The sequence below is a fragment of the Geodermatophilus chilensis genome (genome assembly GCF_002802985.1).
Classification (GTDB): Bacteria; Actinomycetota; Actinomycetes; order Mycobacteriales; family Geodermatophilaceae; genus Geodermatophilus; species Geodermatophilus chilensis.
The window spans coordinates 17,301-32,011 of record NZ_NVPT01000048.1 but is presented as its reverse complement, the minus strand read 5'-3'; the positions used below and the strand labels follow the sequence as shown (position 1 = coordinate 32,011).

Here is a 14,711-nt window from a genome sequence, read left to right as displayed (position 1 = left end):
CATTGAGTTATATGACACGGACGTTGATTAGTTTCATGGCTTGCTGTAGCTTCTGGTTATCGACTGTGATACGTGTAAGTATGTTCTGACTTCTACAGCGCCCACCGTGAATGACACGTCAGCAGTCGTCGGCACCGTCAAAGGGTTATAGTAGACAGCGGCGGGTGTGACCGTTCCCGGTGACGACGTAGGTGGTGGAGGTCAGCTCCGGCAGCCCCAGCGGCCCGCGGGCGTGCAGCTTCTGCGTGGAGATGCCGATCTCGGCGCCGAAGCCGAACTCCCCGCCGTCGGTGAACCGGGTGGAGGCGTTGACCAGCACCGCGGCGGCGTCCACCCCGGCGGTGAACTCGGCGATGGCGCGTGCGGAGTCGGCGACGATGGCCTCCGAGTGCCCGCTCCCCCACCGCTCGATGTGGTCGAGGGCGGCGGGCAGGTCGTCGACGACCCGCACCGCCATGTCCATCGACAGGTACTCGGTGGCCCAGTCCTCGTCGGTCGCGGGGACGACGGCGTCGTGGGCCGCCCGCGCGCGCTCGTCGCCGTGCAGCGTCACGCCGGCGTCGGCCAGCGCGGACAGCAGGCGGGGCAGGAAGGCCACGTCGCGGTGCACCAGCAGCGTCTCGGCGGAGTTGCAGACGCTCACCCGGTGGGTCTTGGCGTTGAGCACGATCGCCTCGGCGGTCGCGGGGTCGGCCGAGGCGTCGACGTAGACGTGGCAGTTGCCCTCGCCGGTCTCGATGACCGGCACCCGCGCCTCGCGCACGACCCGCTGGATCAGCGAGGCCCCGCCGCGCGGGATCACCACGTCGACGACGCCGCGGGCGTTCAGCAGCTCGCCGACCGAGGCCCGGTCGGCCGGCAGCAGGTCGATGGAGCCGGCCGGCAGCCCGGCCTTCTCCGCCGCCTCGGTGAGGACGCCGACCAGCGCGGTGTTGGTCCGGAACGCCGAGGCCGAGCCGCGCAGCAGCGCCGCGTTGCCGCTCTTGAGGCACAGCCCCGCGGCGTCGACGGTCACGTTGGGCCGGGCCTCGTAGACGATGCCGACCACGCCGAGGGGGACGCGGACCTGGCGCAGCTGCAGCCCGTTGGGCAGCGTCGACCCGCGGACGACGTCGCCGACCGGGTCGGGCAGCGCCACCAGCTGGCGCAGCGCGTCGGCCACGCCGGCGATGCGCCCGGCATCGAGCCGCAGCCGGTCGAGGACCGAGGCCGGGGTGCCGTCGGCCGCGGCCGCCTCGATGTCGGCGGCGTTGGCGGCGAGCACCTCCTCGGCGCGCTCGACCAGCGCATCGGCCATGGCGCGCAGCGCGCCGTCCTTGGTGTCGGTGGGGAGGGTGCGCAGCACCCGGGCGGCGGCGCGGGCGCGCAGCGCCGCGGCCCCGATCAGCGGCAGGCCGGAGACGTCGGACACACGCACGAGCCTACGCGGGCGCACGAGGACCTCCGGCCGCCGTGGACCGCTCCGCATATGTGAGAATGATTCCCATGAACACCTGGACGACGCGTGCCGTGACCGCCGCCACCGCCTCGGCCGCCGCCCTCGCCCTGACCGGGTGCGGCGGCTCCGACGACGCCACCGCCAGCGGCGCGGGGGACAAGCTCACCGTCGTCGCCGGCTTCTACCCGCTGGAGTGGGCGGCGCAGCGCGTCGGCGGCGATCGCCTCGACGTCTCCTCGCTCACCCCGCCGGGCGCCGAGGCCCACGACCTGGAGCTCGCCCCGCAGGACGTCGCCGCGGTCGCCGAGGCCGACCTGCTCGTCTACCTCGAGGGCTTCCAGCCGGCGCTCGACGAGGTCGCCACGGCCGAGGCCGCCGGCACCGCCTGGGACGCCGGCCAGGCCGCCGACCTCACGCTGACCGCCGAGGAGCCCGGCCACGAGGGCGAGACCGCCGAGGAGCACGCCGCGCACGCCGAGGAGGAGACCGCCGGCGAGGGGCACGCCGAGGACGGCGAGGCGCTCGACCCGCACTTCTGGCTGGACCCGGTGCGCCTGGCGTCGGTCGGTGACGCGCTGGCCGAGCGGCTGGCCGAGGTCGACCCGGACGGCGCGGCCGCCTACGAGCAGAACGCCGCGGCCCTCCGCGCCGACCTCGAGGCCCTGGACGCCGAGATGCAGGCGGGCCTGGGCAACTGCGCGGTGACCACCATGGTCACCGGACACGACGCCTTCGGCTACCTCGCCGACCGGTACGGTCTCGAGGTGGTCGGCATCAGCGGGCTGAGCCCCTCCCAGGAGCCGGACCCGGCGCAGCTCGCCGAGATCACCGCCCTCGTGCAGGAGCGGGGGGTGACCACCGTCTACACCGAGACCCTCGTCGACCCAGCCGTCGCCGAGACCGTCGCGACCGAGGCCGGCGTGCGCACCGCGGTCCTGGACCCGATCGAGGGGCTGACCGACGAGTCGGCCGGCAGCGACTACCTCGAGGTCATGCGGGCCAACCTGGCCACCCTGCAGGAGGGCCAGTCCTGCACGTGAGCGAGCCCGCGAGCTCACGCCTGAGCACAGCACCGCCGGGCACGGGGCCGACGAGCGCCGGTGAGGAGGAGCCGTGACCGCCGTCCGGCTCCGGGACGCCAGCATCGGCTACGGCGACGTCGCCGTCGTCCAGGGTGTCGACCTGGCCGTGGCCGACGGCGAGGCGGTCGCCGTCCTCGGGTCCAACGGGTCGGGCAAGACCACCCTCGCGCGCGGGCTGCTCGGCCTGGCCACGGTGCTCGGCGGCGAGGTCGAGGTGCTCGGCGCCCCCGTCGGCCGGCCGCGCGAGCGCGGCCGGATCGGGTACGTGCCGCAGCGGCACACGGTCAGCGGCGCGGTCCCGGCGACGGTGCGCGAGGTCGTCGGCGTCGGCCGGCTGGCCCGCCTGGGCCCCTTCGGCCGGCCGCGCCCGGCCGACCGCGCCGCGGTGCAGGACGCCGTCGCCGCGGTCGGGCTGGCCGACCGGCTCGGCGACCCGGTCGCCTCGCTCTCCGGTGGCCAGCAGCGCCGCGTGCTGGTCGCCCGCGCGCTGGCCGCCGAGCCGGAGCTGCTGGTCATGGACGAGCCGACCGCCGGGGTGGACGCCGCCAGCCAGGACGCGCTGGCCACCGTCCTGGCCGGCGTGTCGGCCACCGGCACGACACTGCTGGTCGTGACGCACGAGACCGCCGCGCTGGCCGGCGTCCTCACCCGCGCGGTCGTCGTCGACCACGGCCGGATCGCCTACGACGGGCCCCTCGCAGGGGCGGAGTCCACCCACGACGGGCACCACCACCCCGAGGACACCGGTCTGCCACCCGCGCGCGGGTACCGGCAGGACCAGCCCCGGGTGACGACGGACGGAGGACGCTGAGGTGGAGGTCCTCGAGTACGGCTTCATGCAGCGGGCGCTGCTGGCCTCGCTGATGGTCGGCCTGGTCGCCCCGGCGGTCGGCGTCTTCCTCGTGCAGCGCCGGCTCTCGCTGCTCGGCGACGGCCTCGGACACGTGGCGCTCACCGGCGTCGCGATCGGCGTCCTCACCTCCACCGCCCCGGTCGGGACGGCGCTCGTGGCCGCCGTGCTGGGCGCCGTCGTCATCGAGCTGGTCCGCGCGCGCGGCCGCACCAGCGGCGACGTCGCCCTCGCCGTCCTCTTCTACGGCGGCATCGCCGGCGGCGTGGTGCTGCTCAGCCTGGCCCCGCGCGGGCAGGCGACGAACCTCGAGGCCTACCTGTTCGGCGCCATCACCACCACGACGACCGCCGACGTCGCGGTCTTCGGCGTCATCACCGTCGTCGTGCTGGGCGTCGTGTGGCTGCTCGGCAGCCGGCTGTACGCGGTCAGCGACGACGAGGAGTACGCCCGCGCGGTGGGCCTGCCGGTCCTGGTCCTCAACGTCGTGCTCGCCGCCCTGGTCGCGGCGACCGTCGTCCTGTCCATGCGGGTGGTCGGCCTGCTGCTGATCAGCGCGCTGATGATCGTGCCGAGCGCGGTGGCCCAGCAGCTGGCCCGCAGCTTCCGCCAGACGGTGTACCTGGCCTGCGCCATCGGCCTGCTCACCAGCGTGGCCGGCACGACCGCCTCCTACTACACCGGCACTCCGTCCGGCGGCACGATCGTGCTGCTCGCGATCGCGCTGTTCCTGCTGGTCACCGCTGCGGTCGCGGTGCGCGAGGCGACCGCGCGCCGCCGGCACCGGCGGCGCGCCGAGGTGCACGCCGCCCACCCGCACGAGCACGGCGACGGCTGCGGGCATCCGGCGGTCCCGCACGACGACCACGTCGACTACGACCACGACGGCCACCTGCACGCCCCGCACCGCACCGGCGCGGGGGTGCACTACGACGAGCACGGCGAGCACGCGCCGCCGGCGGAACAGGTGGGGAGACCGTGACCGCGTCCGGACCGGCCGAGGCGCCGCGACGCCAGACCCGGCAGCGCAGCGCCGTCCTGGCGCTGCTCGACGACCAGGACGGCTTCCGCACCGCCCAGGACCTGCACGCGCTGCTCCGCGAGCGCGGCGACGCCGTGGGGCTGGCGACGGTCTACCGGGCGCTGCAGGCCCTCGTGGACGACGGCCTTGTCGACGTGCTGCGCAGCGATGGCGAGGCCGCCTACCGGCGCTGTTCGCCGGTGCACCACCACCACCTGGTGTGCCGCTCCTGCGGCCGCACCGTCGAGGTGGCCGACCCACCGGTGGAGCGCTGGGCCGCCCGCGTCGCCGCCGAGCACGGCTTCGCCGACGTCCAGCACCAGCTGGAGGTCTTCGGCACCTGCGCGACCTGCGCCGCCCGCTGAGCGGGCGGGTCACCAGACGGTGCGGATCGCCGGGAACTCCGCGAGCGCGGCATCACTCGTCACCACGGGGAGGGACTCGAGCACCGCCTGGGCGACGATCACCCGGTCGAACGGGTCGGGGTGGGACCACTGCAGGGTGCCGGCGGTGAGTGCGTGGTGCCCGGTGATGGGCAGCTCCTCCGCCCGCAGTCTGGCGAGGTGCTCCCGGTAACCGCTCACCACCGCGGTCGCGCCCTCGAGCTTGCCCAGCCTGTGCTTCGTGGCGATCTCCCAGGCACTGGCCGCGGAGACGTACACGGTGGTCTCCGGCGCCCGTACGGTCGCGAGAGTCTCCGCGGGGACGCGTCCCGGATCCAGCAGGACCCACAGCAGGGCGTGGGTGTCGAGCAGGAGCGAGGTCACTCCCACCGAGCCAGTTCGTCGTCCGGCAGTGGCTCGAAGAATGCCTCGGGGACGGAACCCGCCACGAAGCCGACGGGGCGGGGCGCGGGCTCGTCGACCGGCACGAGACGCACCACCGGCCGACCGCCCCGTGCGATGACGACCTCCTCGCCGCGCTCGGCGGCCGCGAGCAGCTGGGACAGCCGCGTCTTGGCCTCCTGCACGTTGACGTGGGGCATGGCCCCACCCTAGAGCATGCCAGCCAGGTTGGCCAGGTCAGCCTAGCCAAGATGCGACGAGCTCGACGGCCTCCTCGCCGCACCCACCTGCACACCCCCGGGTCCACCGACGCCCAGCACCGGGTCGGATCTCCGGCACCTGCGCGGCCTGCGCCGCGCGCTGAGCCTCAGCGGTACGGGTCGGTGACCTCCCGCAGCCGCTCGAGCGCCGCGCGCAGCTGGGCGGCGGCCTCCTCGCCCAGGTGGGCGGTCCACTCGGCCTCCACCTCGGCCTCGACGCGGCGGGCCACCGCGACGACCGCCTCGCCGCGCTCGGCCATCTGCACGAGCCTCGCCCGAGCATCGGTGGGATCCGGTACCCGGCGGACGTAGCCGGCCCGCTCGAGCTGGTCGACGAGGTGGCCGGCCGTCTGCTTGGTCACCAACGCCTGCTCGGCCAGCGCGGTCAGCCGCGTGCCTCCCGGGGCGATCCGGGCGGCGATGCGGCCCTGTGCGGTGGTGATGTCGTCGAACCCGGCAGCGACCAGGGCGGCGAGCAGCCGGGCCTCCAGGGCGCGGTGCGGGTAGAAGCAGAGCAGCCCGAGGTTCTGCCGTTCTCCTGCCGGATCGGGCACGTTCCCCCTTGACGATGGTCAGATCCTCTGACGAGATGGTCAGAACATCGTACGACTGTGGGAGGGGTCATGGAGCTCGACGCGATCTGGCGGGCCATCGACGCGGAGCGGGCCAGCCTGGCCGACCTGCTCGACGGCCTCTCCCCCGCGGAGTGGGCGGCCCCGTCGCTGTGCGACGGCTGGCGGGTGGGCGACGTCGCGGCCCACCTCACGCTCGCGCACATGAGCCTTCTGGAGGCGGCGGTCGGCGCGGTCCGCGCGCGGGGCAGCTTCGACCGGATGATCCGGGACACCGCCCTGCGCGCCGCCGGCCTCCCCCGCGAGGAGTACCCGCGGCGGCTGCGGGCCATGGTCGGCTCGCGGCGCACGGCCCCCTTCGTCACACCGACCGAGCCGCTCATCGACGTCCTCGTGCACGGGCAGGACATCGCCGTCCCCCTGGGCCGCGACCGGCCGGTGCCCACCGCCGCGGCCGTCGTGGCCGCCACGCGCGTGTGGGAGACGGGTTTCCCGTTCCGGGCCCGGCGGCGGCTGGCCGGGTTCCGGCTGGCCGCCACCGACGCCGACTGGACCGCCGGGTCCGGCGCGCCGGTCGAGGGGCCGATCGCCGCGCTCCTGCTGCTGGTGACCGGGCGCGAGGCCGCGCTCGACCGGCTGACGGGCGACGGCGTCCCCCAGCTCACCGCCGCGGGCGGACGCTCCGGCCCCTAGAGCTCACCCGCCGAGCCGCACCGGGGGGCCGACCCCCATCACCGCCTCGGCGAGCGCGGCCGGGGGACCCTCCTGCGGGGCCCTCCCGGGGGCCGGGCCGCCTGCTGCGACCCAGCGGGTCAGCGCTTCCGCCCGTCCTGCGTCGTGCACGCCGGCCAGCCACACCATGCTGCCGGAGTCCCCCGCGCCACCGTCCCGGTGGCCGACCGCGGCCACCGCACCTACGGCGCAGGCACCGAGGCACCCTGCCGTGACGAGCACGGCCCCGCGGGTGGTGCGCACGGCGTCGGCCAGCGCGGTCACGGTCTCCTCCGTCCCGGCCAGGGCGCGCAGCGCCGCGCACCGGTGACCCACGCAGAGCGCCACCAGGGGCCCGCCCGGGTCGGTCCCGACGGGGGCCGGTGCGGGCCGCGTCACGGCAGCAGCCCGCGCTCTGCGGCCCGACGGAGCCGTGCGGGCACCAGCCGCTCGACACCGTCGACCCTGACCCGGACCAGCTGCACGGGCTCCGCCTTCCACCGCGCCCGGCGGGAGCGGGTCCGGGACCGGGACGTCCTGCGCTTGGGGACCGCCATGTCTCAGTTCCTCCCCCGGGTGCCGTACCGCTGGTGGAAGCGCTCGACCCGGCCGGCGGTGTCCAGCACCCGCTGGTTGCCGGTCCAGAAGGGGTGGGAGGCGGCGCTGGTGTCGACGACGACGAGCGGGTACGTCTCGCCGTCGAGCTCGATGGTCCGGTCGGTGGCCACCGTGGACCGGGTGCGGTAGGTGGTCCCGCTGGCGGCGTCCCGGAAGACGACGCTGCGGTACTCGGGGTGGATGCCCGGGCGCATCAGGAGCGCTCCTCTCGGTGGGTTCCCTGCGTGGCGGCCCCGTCGGCCGGGACCGAGGCCTCGCAGGGGTCCTCGTGGAAGGTGTCGAAGGGGTCCGGGTACCGGTTCCAGGCCTCCGGCCCGGCTGCCCACTCCGCCTCGGTCAGGACGGCGGCGTGCAGGGCGGCGGTGATCGCGAGGGCGGACTGCCGCACCGTGAGGACGACCAGCTCGGTGTGTCGGTCGCCGTGCACGGGATCCCAGCGCAGCGCGGCGGCCACCCGGCGCAGTGGGTCGACGTCGGCCCAGGCGTCGTCGCCGAGCGTCGCCAGCCACGGCCCCACGTCGCCGACCCGGAGCCCCTGGCCGGCCGACTCGAGCCACAGCACCCGGTCGTGCTGGCTGGCCAGCCACAGCCGGCCGCGGGTGCACACCACGCCGTCGAGGAGGACGTCGAGCGCGTCGTGCAGCCGACCGGGGTGCAGTGGCCGGTCCGGGGCGAAGCGGACGAGCTCGACCCCGGCGTCCGCACCCAGCGGCGGCTGCCCGGCCAGGAGCGGGTCGTGGGCGGAGGAGACACGCCCGCGCCGGGCGTCCGGCCCCACGGCCGACAGCAACCGCTGGACCGGCAGCCGCAGGTCCGCGCGCGGCACCCCGGGCACCAGCCGGTCCAGGACCGCATCGAGCCGCACGCCCTCCCAGGCGTCGGCCGGCGGCCCGGCCATGACCACCGCGTCGGCGAAGGCGACCTGCGCCAGCCCGACCTGGGCGAGCGTGCGGTCGTCGTCCGGCGTGGCCGCCAGGCCCCGGTCGGCCAGGTCGTCCCCGCCGGTCACGTCCTCCAGCCAGCCGGCGGGCTCGACCACCGCCAGGACGGCCTCGATCCGCACCCAGTCGGCCGCCGTCTCGGGGACTCCGGACGGCTCGTCGTCGAGGACCAGGTCGGCGACCGCCCAGCACAGGTGCTCCGGCTCCAGCGCGGGGTCGAGGTGCAGGACCACGCGGGTGACGTCGTCCCGCCGGGCCAGGGTGCGCAGCAGGGGCAGCAGGTCCAGCCGCAGCGTGCAGGACAGGCAGCCGTGGGCCAGCTCGACGGCGGCCGACTCCTCGGTGACGACGCCGTCCCGCAGCTGCAGCTGGGTGCGGACGACGACGCCCTCGGAGAGCCGGCTGACGTCGTGGTGGACGGCGACGGTGCCGGGCCCGTCGACGAGCGCGCGGCAGACCTGGGCGCCGAGCTGCCGGTGCAGGCCGGTGACGAGCACCAGCGGGGTGCGGGGATCGGTCATGTCGACCACCGTAACGCACATGAGAATCATTCTCGTCTACAGTCCCTGACGTCCCGTCCCCCCACCAGGAGGTACCGCCCCCGTGGCCACCTACTGCGAGGTCACCGGCCGACGGCCCGGCTTCGGCAAGGCCGTCAGCCACTCGCACCGGCGGACCAGCCGCCGTTTCGACCCGAACCTGCAGCGCAAGCGCTACTTCCTCGCCGGCGAGAACCGCTGGGTCCGGCTGACCGTCTCGGCCAAGGGCATCAGGACCATCGACGCCCAGGGCATCGAGGCGGTGGTCGCCCGGCTGCGCGCCACCGACCCCGAGGTCCGCCGCCGACTCGGTCCGGGGAGGCGGGGCTGATGGCGCGCGCCACCGACGTCCGGCCGGTCGTGCGACTGAAGAGCACCGCCGGGACCGGCTACACGTACGTGACCCGCAAGAACCGGCGCAACGACCCCGACCGCCTGGTGCTGCGCAAGTACGACCCGATCGTCCGGCGGCACGTCGACTTCCGGGAGGACCGCTGACATGGCCAAGACCTCGAAGACCGTCCGGGACCGGCAGCGCAGGGAGGTGGTCGCCCGGTACGCCGAGCGCCGAGCGGCCCTGAAGACCGCCGTCCGGACCGCCGCCACACCGGAGGAGCGCGCCGACGCCCAGCGCGGGCTGCAGCGGCTGCCCCGCGACGCCAGCCCCACCCGGCTGCGCAACCGCGACGTCGTGGACGGCCGCCCGCGCGGGCACCTCAGGGCGTTCGGGCTCTCCCGGGTGCGGTTCCGCGCGATGGCCCACGCCGGCGAGCTGCCGGGCATCCGGAAGGCCAGCTGGTGAGCCTCGCCCGCACGCCCCGGACGCGCCGGCAGCGGCGCATCGACGGCCCGATCTCCTACACCGATGTCGCGCTGCTGCGGACCTTCCTCTCCGACCGGGGGAAGATCCGCGCCCGCCGGGTCACCGGCCTGGACGCGCAGCAGCAGCGGCGGGTGGCCCGCGCCACCGCCACCGCGCGGGAGATGGCCCTCCTTCCGTACCCCACCTCGGGACGGCGCTGACCGCGCTCGGTCGCCCGCCGCACCGGCGGGCGACCGACCGGCGCCCCCCGGGGCTGACCTCCCCGGCCGGCCGACCGGGTCAGTTCAGTGCGCGGGTACCGGGCGGGAGGGTGCCGCCGGCGACCATCGCGGCCGCGGCGTCCTGCAGCGCGGTCAGCGCGACCCGCTGCGTGAAGGGGCCGGTGGAGACGCGGGCCACGCCGAGCTCCTGCATCTCGCGGGCCGGCAGGGAGGCGCCGGGCACACTGATCAGCGTCAGCCTGTTGCGGCCGAGGCCCTCGACGACGGCCGCGATCTCGTCGCGGTCGACCAGGCGCGGGACGAAGACAACGGGCGCACCGGCCTCCAGGTAGGCCCGGCCGCGGCGGATCGCCTCGGCCACGAGCTCGCCGCGGTCGGCGCCCTCGGCGGCGCGGACGAAGGTGTCGGTGCGGGCGTTGAGCACGAAGTCGATCCCGGCGTCCCGGCCGGCGCGCAGCACCGCCTCGACGGCGGCGACGGACTCGTCCAGCGGCTTCATCTGGTCCTCGAGGTTGCCGCCGACGACGCCCTTCTCGATGGCGCGCCGGGCGGTCTCCCCGGCGTCCCCGTAGCCGGCCTCGAAGTCCATGCTCACCGGCAGGTCCACGGCGGCGGTGATCCGGCCGACCATGTCCAGGTGCAGGTCGAGCGGGATGTTCTCGCCGTCCTCGTAGCCGAAGGTCGAGGCGATGCCGTGGCTGGCGGTGGCCAGGGCGCGCACCCCCTCGGTGGCGGCCACGACCTGCGCGGAGACGACGTCCCACACGTTGGCGAGGACCAGGATCTCCGGGGCGGTGTGCAGGTCGAGGAGGGTGCGTGCGCGGGTGGCGAGGTCGGTCACGCGGGTCACCGTACGGGCAGGTCAGCGGCCGTGCCGCGCGAGCCGGGAGCGCAGTCCGCTGCGGACGGCAGGCCGCCCGGTGTCGGCGGTCGAGGCCTCCGGCTCCGGGCCCGGTACGTCAGCCGCGGTCCCGCAGCGCACGCAGCGCGGCCTTGCGGGCCTCGCCGGCGAGGCGGTCGAGGAAGACCTTGCCGTCCAGGTGGTCCACCTCGTGCTGCAGCGCGCGGGCCATCAGGCCGGTGCCCTCGAGCCGCACCGGCTCGCCGTGCACGTCGAAGCCCTCGACGACGGCGTGCATGGCCCGCACCGTGGGCGCCCAGATGCCGGGGATGGACAGGCACCCCTCGTCGCCGTCCTGGGTCTCCTCGGACAGCTCCACGAGCCGCGGGTTGACCACGTGCCCGATGCGCCCGTCGACGTTGTAGGAGAACGCCCGCAGCCCCACGCCGATCTGCGGCGCGGCGACGCCGGCCCGGCCGGGGTCGGCGACGGTGTCCTCCAGGTCGCGCACGAGCGCGGCCAGCTCCTTGTCGAAGCTGCGCACCTCGTCGGCGGGCGTGCGGAGGACCGGGTCACCGAGCTCGCGGATGGGACGGATCGTCACGCAGCCCAGTCTCTCAGCCCAGGGACGGGCGCCTCACCAGCACCATCTCGTCGCGGTGCACGATCTCGCGCTGGTACTCCGGGTCCAGCTCGCTGGTCTTGCGGCCCAGCAGCGGCGGGAGCTCCCGGGCGTCGTAGGCGACCAGCCCGCGGGCGACCACGACGCCGTCGGGGCCGACCAGCTCCACGGGGTCGTCGGCGAGGAACTCCCCCGCCACGTCGGTGATGCCGGCCGGGAGCAGCGAGGCGCCCCGCTCGCGCAGCGCCCGGACCGCGCCCTCGTCGAGGTGCAGCCGGCCGCGCGGGCGGGTGGCGAAGCGCAGCCAGAACTGGCGGGCGCGGGGCCGCGGCCCCATGACGGCGAACCGGGTGCCGACCGCCTCCCCGGCCAGCGCGGCGGCGGCCTGGGCGGTCGAGGTGACGACGACGGGGACGCCGGCGTGCGCGGCGATCAGCGCGGCCTCGACCTTGGTGGCCATCCCCCCGGTGCCCACGCCGTTGCGGCGGGCGGTGCCGAGGGTGACCTCGCCGAGGTCCGCGGGGTCGCGCACGGTGTCGATCAGCTGCGCGGGGCCCTGGCGCGGGTCGCCGTCGTAGACGCCGTCGACGTCGCTGAACAGCAGCAGCGCGTCGGCCCGGGCGACGTGCGCGACGAGCGCGGCCAGCCGGTCGTTGTCGCCGAAGCGGATCTCCTCGGTGGCGACCGTGTCGTTCTCGTTGACGATCGGCAGCACGCCCAGGGTCAGCAGCCGCTCCAGCGTCCGCTGCGCGTTGCGGTAGTGGCTGCGCCGGGTGAGGTCGTCAGCGGTCAGCAGCACCTGGCCGACGGTGACCTCGTGCCGGGCGAAGGCGTCGGCGTAGGTCTGCACCAGCCGCAGCTGGCCCACGCTGGCGGCGGCCTGGGCGGTGGCGAGGTCCCGCGGCCGGCCGCCGACCCCGAGCGGGGCCAGGCCGGCGGCGATCGCCCCCGAGGAGACGAGGACGACCTCGCGGCCCTGCGCGTGCACCGCCCCGAGGACGTCGACGAGGGCGGCCAGCCGCTGCTCGTCCAGCCCGCCGGGCAGGCTGGTCAGCGACGAGGAGCCGACCTTGACCACGACCCGCCGCGCACCGGCGATCTCCGCGCGCAGGCTCATGCGTCGTCGTCCCCGTCGGGCAGGGCGTCGTCGGGCAGGTCGTCGTCGGTCCAGGTCTCGGTGAGCTCGTAGGGCACGCGGCGGGCCTTCTTCGCGGCCAGCCGCTCCTCCGCGCGCACCCGGTGCGGGGCGTCGATGCGGGAGTCGGTGCCCCGCCCGCCGAGCCCGGCGGTCTCCTCGACGCTCAGCGTGCCGGCCGGCAGCGTCGGCACGAAGTCGAAGGCGACGTCGCCGATGACGATGGTGTCGCCCTCCTGCGCGCCGGCCTCCTGCAGGGCGTCCTCGACGCCAAGCCGGTTGAGCCGGTCGGCGAGGAAGCCCACCGCCTCGTCGTTGGTGAAGTCGGTCTGGCGGACCCAGCGCTCGGGCTTGACGCCGCGCACGGTGAACGCGCCCTCGTCGTCGAGGTCGCGCTCGACGGTGAAGCCGCTGTCGTCGACCGCCCGCGGGGTGAGGGTCACCCGCACCGGCTCGGGCTCGGGCAGCGCGGCGCGGTACTCCTCGACGGCCGCGGCCAGCGCGAAGCCGAGCTCGCGCAGCCCCTCGCCGGTCGCCGCGCTCACCGGGAACACCTGCAGGCCGCGCTGCTCCAGCGGCTCGCGCACCAGGTCGACCAGCTCGCGCGCGTCCGGGACGTCGACCTTGTTGAGGACGGCGACCCGCAGCCGGTCGACGAGGTCCGCGCGGTACTGCGCCAGCTCGTGCTGCAGCGCCTCGATGTCGCTCTCGGGGTCGCGGCCGGGCTCCATCGTGGCCATGTCGACGACGTGCACCAGTACCGCGCAGCGCTCGATGTGGCGGAGGAACTCCAGGCCCAGCCCGCGGCCCTCGGAGGCGCCGGGGATCAGCCCGGGGACGTCGGCCATCGTGAAGACGGTGTCGCCGGCGCGGACGACGCCGAGGTTGGGCACCAGCGTGGTGAACGGGTAGTCGGCGATCTTCGGTCGCGCCGCGGACATGGCCGCGATCAGCGAGGACTTGCCCGCCGAGGGGAACCCGACCAGGCCGACGTCGGCGATGCTCTTGAGCTCGATCACGGCGTCGAACGCCTCGCCCGGCTCGCCGAGCAGCGCGAAGCCGGGGGCCTTGCGCCGGGCGTTGGCCAGCGCGGCGTTGCCCAGGCCGCCCTTGCCGCCGTGCGCGAGGACGACCCGGGTGCCGGCGCCGACCAGGTCGGCGATCACCCGGCCGTCGGGCGTGCTGACCACGGTGCCGGCGGGGACCCGCAGCACGCGGTCCTCGCCGCGGGCGCCGTGGCGGTTGCTGCCCTCACCGGGGCGGCCGTTGCCGGCCTTCTGGTGCGGGCGGTGGTGGAAGTCCAGCAGCGTGTGCACGCTGGGGTCCACCTCGAGGACGACGTTCCCGCCGTTGCCGCCGTTGCCCCCGTCGGGGCCGCCGAGCGGCTTGAACTTCTCGCGGTGGATCGAGGCGACGCCGTGCCCGCCGTTGCCGGCGGCGACGTGCACGACCACGCGGTCGACGAAAGCGGCCATCTCCGCGCCGCCTCTTCCTTCTCTCAAGCGCGACGAGCGCACGGGCCGGGTAGCCCGTGCGCTCGTGCGCGTGGTGGGTGTGCGGCGGCCCCGTCCGGGGCCGGCCCCGTCCAGAGGCTCACCGCGAGCCTGCGAGCGGTGAGGAGGACGGGGTCCTCTTTCAGGCCTCGACCGCGGAGATGGAGACCGTCTTGCGTCCCCGCCGCGTGCCGAAGGTGACCGCACCGGGCTGCAGCGCGAACAGCGTGTCGTCGCCGCCGCGGCCGACGCCCAGGCCCGGGTGGAAGTGGGTACCGCGCTGGCGCACGATGATCTCGCCGGCCTTCACGACCTGACCCCCGAAGCGCTTGACGCCGAGGCGCTGCGCGTTCGAGTCGCGGCCGTTGCGGGAGGACGAGGCGCCCTTCTTGTGTGCCATGTCGGCGTCAGCCCTTCGTGATGTCGCGGACCACGACGTCGGTGAGGGGCTGACGGTGCCCCTGACGCTTGTGGTAGCCGGTCTTGTTCTTGAACTTGTGGATGCGGATCTTCGGGCCCTTGCCGTGGCCGATGATCTCGCCGGTCACGGTCACGCCGGCCAGCGTCTCCGCGTCGCTGGTGACGGTGTCCCCGTCGACCAGGAGCAGGGCCGGGAGGGTGACGGTGTCGCCCGCCTCACCCACGAGACGGTTGACCGTGAACCGGTCGCCCACGGCCACCTTGTGCTGCCGGCCACCGGCCTTCACGACTGCGTACACCACTGAACTCCTCGATAGCCTCTGACGTGTCCTGCGTGCG

Annotated in this window: 23 protein-coding genes; 9 read left to right on the top strand and 14 right to left on the bottom strand. The window is 75.3% G+C overall.

Annotated elements, in window-relative coordinates; all coding sequences use genetic code 11:
• Window positions 1-145: 145 nt before the first annotated feature.
• Entirely contained in the window at window positions 146-1,411 is a 1,266-nt protein-coding gene (locus tag CNO22_RS10270; protein WP_100499279.1) for a glutamate-5-semialdehyde dehydrogenase, read from the bottom strand.
• A 74-nt stretch (window positions 1,412-1,485) separates the two neighbouring features.
• Here CNO22_RS10270 and CNO22_RS10265 point away from each other — a divergent pair, with 74 nt between their 5' ends.
• From CNO22_RS10265 to CNO22_RS10250, 4 genes are all read left to right on the top strand, one after another.
• Window positions 1,486-2,478: a metal ABC transporter substrate-binding protein gene (locus CNO22_RS10265; protein ID WP_100499278.1), complete on the top strand. Its 993-nt coding sequence runs from the start codon at window positions 1,486-1,488 to the stop codon at window positions 2,476-2,478.
• Between the two features lie 73 nt (window positions 2,479-2,551).
• A complete protein-coding gene (locus tag CNO22_RS10260; protein ID WP_100499277.1) occupies window positions 2,552-3,331 on the top strand; it encodes a metal ABC transporter ATP-binding protein in 780 nt (259 codons plus the stop codon).
• A gap of 1 nt (window position 3,332) precedes the next feature.
• On the top strand, window positions 3,333-4,352 hold the full coding sequence (locus tag CNO22_RS10255) for a metal ABC transporter permease (protein WP_100499276.1): 1,020 nt from the start codon (window positions 3,333-3,335) through the stop codon (window positions 4,350-4,352).
• Complete coding sequence (locus CNO22_RS10250) at window positions 4,349-4,756, top strand: Fur family transcriptional regulator (RefSeq protein WP_100499275.1); 408 nt, start codon at window positions 4,349-4,351, stop codon at window positions 4,754-4,756. The genes CNO22_RS10255 and CNO22_RS10250 overlap by 4 nt, the downstream gene beginning before the upstream one ends.
• 9 nt (window positions 4,757-4,765) lie before the next feature.
• On the opposite strand, the gene CNO22_RS10245 is transcribed toward CNO22_RS10250, so the two are convergent.
• The 3 genes from CNO22_RS10245 to CNO22_RS10235 form a co-directional block, all read right to left on the bottom strand.
• Complete coding sequence (locus CNO22_RS10245) at window positions 4,766-5,158, bottom strand: type II toxin-antitoxin system VapC family toxin (protein WP_100499274.1); 393 nt, start codon at window positions 5,156-5,158, stop codon at window positions 4,766-4,768.
• Window positions 5,155-5,376 (bottom strand): type II toxin-antitoxin system Phd/YefM family antitoxin, encoded by a 222-nt coding sequence (locus tag CNO22_RS10240; RefSeq protein ID WP_100499273.1) that lies wholly within the window; start codon window positions 5,374-5,376, stop codon window positions 5,155-5,157. Before CNO22_RS10240 ends, CNO22_RS10245 begins: the two co-directional genes overlap by 4 nt.
• A 167-nt stretch (window positions 5,377-5,543) precedes the next feature.
• Complete coding sequence (locus CNO22_RS10235) at window positions 5,544-5,990, bottom strand: MarR family winged helix-turn-helix transcriptional regulator (protein WP_100499272.1); 447 nt, start codon at window positions 5,988-5,990, stop codon at window positions 5,544-5,546.
• 69 nt (window positions 5,991-6,059) lie between these two features.
• Between CNO22_RS10235 and CNO22_RS10230 the strand changes: the two genes are divergently transcribed.
• Window positions 6,060-6,701, top strand: coding sequence for a maleylpyruvate isomerase family mycothiol-dependent enzyme (locus CNO22_RS10230; RefSeq protein ID WP_100499271.1), 642 nt, complete (start codon window positions 6,060-6,062; stop codon window positions 6,699-6,701).
• Between the two features lie 3 nt (window positions 6,702-6,704).
• On the opposite strand, the gene CNO22_RS10225 is transcribed toward CNO22_RS10230, so the two are convergent.
• The 4 genes from CNO22_RS10225 to mrf are packed head-to-tail and all read right to left on the bottom strand — an operon-like array spanning window position 6,705 to window position 8,799.
• Window positions 6,705-7,118 (bottom strand): hypothetical protein, encoded by a 414-nt coding sequence (locus CNO22_RS10225; RefSeq protein ID WP_100499270.1) that lies wholly within the window; start codon window positions 7,116-7,118, stop codon window positions 6,705-6,707.
• Window positions 7,115-7,276 (bottom strand): 50S ribosomal protein L32, encoded by a 162-nt coding sequence (gene rpmF / locus CNO22_RS10220; RefSeq protein ID WP_100499269.1) that lies wholly within the window; start codon window positions 7,274-7,276, stop codon window positions 7,115-7,117. The genes CNO22_RS10225 and rpmF overlap by 4 nt, the downstream gene beginning before the upstream one ends.
• Window positions 7,277-7,279: 3 nt before the next feature.
• Window positions 7,280-7,531 carry a type B 50S ribosomal protein L31 gene (locus CNO22_RS10215; RefSeq protein ID WP_100499268.1) on the bottom strand — a complete coding sequence of 84 codons (252 nt, stop codon included), beginning with the start codon at window positions 7,529-7,531 and terminating at the stop codon, window positions 7,280-7,282.
• Window positions 7,531-8,799 carry a ribosome hibernation factor-recruiting GTPase MRF gene (gene mrf, locus CNO22_RS10210; protein WP_100499282.1) on the bottom strand — a complete coding sequence of 423 codons (1,269 nt, stop codon included), beginning with the start codon at window positions 8,797-8,799 and terminating at the stop codon, window positions 7,531-7,533. The genes CNO22_RS10215 and mrf overlap by 1 nt, the downstream gene beginning before the upstream one ends.
• An 82-nt stretch (window positions 8,800-8,881) precedes the next feature.
• Here mrf and rpmB point away from each other — a divergent pair, with 82 nt between their 5' ends.
• Genes rpmB through rpsR form a run of 4 tightly spaced genes read left to right on the top strand, consistent with a single transcriptional unit; the run spans window position 8,882 to window position 9,840 of the window.
• Window positions 8,882-9,148 (top strand): 50S ribosomal protein L28, encoded by a 267-nt coding sequence (gene rpmB / locus CNO22_RS10205; RefSeq protein ID WP_100499267.1) that lies wholly within the window; start codon window positions 8,882-8,884, stop codon window positions 9,146-9,148.
• Window positions 9,148-9,315 carry a 50S ribosomal protein L33 gene (rpmG, locus tag CNO22_RS10200; RefSeq protein ID WP_100499266.1) on the top strand — a complete coding sequence of 56 codons (168 nt, stop codon included), beginning with the start codon at window positions 9,148-9,150 and terminating at the stop codon, window positions 9,313-9,315. Before rpmB ends, rpmG begins: the two co-directional genes overlap by 1 nt.
• Window position 9,316: 1 nt before the next feature.
• Window positions 9,317-9,619, top strand: coding sequence for a 30S ribosomal protein S14 (rpsN, locus tag CNO22_RS10195; RefSeq protein WP_100499265.1), 303 nt, complete (start codon window positions 9,317-9,319; stop codon window positions 9,617-9,619).
• On the top strand, window positions 9,616-9,840 hold the full coding sequence (gene rpsR / locus CNO22_RS10190; protein WP_269799583.1) for a 30S ribosomal protein S18: 225 nt from the start codon (window positions 9,616-9,618) through the stop codon (window positions 9,838-9,840). Before rpsN ends, rpsR begins: the two co-directional genes overlap by 4 nt.
• Window positions 9,841-9,919: 79 nt before the next feature.
• On the opposite strand, the gene CNO22_RS10185 is transcribed toward rpsR, so the two are convergent.
• The 6 genes from CNO22_RS10185 to rplU form a co-directional block, all read right to left on the bottom strand.
• Complete coding sequence (locus CNO22_RS10185; protein WP_100499263.1) at window positions 9,920-10,702, bottom strand: isocitrate lyase/PEP mutase family protein; 783 nt, start codon at window positions 10,700-10,702, stop codon at window positions 9,920-9,922.
• 118 nt (window positions 10,703-10,820) lie between these two features.
• Window positions 10,821-11,306 carry a peptide deformylase gene (gene def, locus CNO22_RS10180; RefSeq protein WP_100499262.1) on the bottom strand — a complete coding sequence of 162 codons (486 nt, stop codon included), beginning with the start codon at window positions 11,304-11,306 and terminating at the stop codon, window positions 10,821-10,823.
• A 13-nt stretch (window positions 11,307-11,319) separates the two neighbouring features.
• Window positions 11,320-12,441, bottom strand: a complete 1,122-nt coding sequence (proB, locus tag CNO22_RS10175; protein WP_198588223.1) for a glutamate 5-kinase — start codon at window positions 12,439-12,441, stop codon at window positions 11,320-11,322.
• Window positions 12,438-13,934 (bottom strand): GTPase ObgE, encoded by a 1,497-nt coding sequence (gene obgE / locus CNO22_RS10170; RefSeq protein ID WP_100499261.1) that lies wholly within the window; start codon window positions 13,932-13,934, stop codon window positions 12,438-12,440. The genes proB and obgE overlap by 4 nt, the downstream gene beginning before the upstream one ends.
• Window positions 13,935-14,094: 160 nt before the next feature.
• Complete coding sequence (rpmA, locus tag CNO22_RS10165) at window positions 14,095-14,352, bottom strand: 50S ribosomal protein L27 (RefSeq protein WP_012947748.1); 258 nt, start codon at window positions 14,350-14,352, stop codon at window positions 14,095-14,097.
• A 7-nt stretch (window positions 14,353-14,359) separates the two neighbouring features.
• The gene (rplU, locus tag CNO22_RS10160) at window positions 14,360-14,671 is read right to left on the bottom strand and encodes a 50S ribosomal protein L21 (RefSeq protein ID WP_100499260.1); all 312 of its coding nucleotides are present in this window, start codon (window positions 14,669-14,671) and stop codon (window positions 14,360-14,362) included.
• Between the last annotated feature and the right edge of the window lie 40 nt (window positions 14,672-14,711).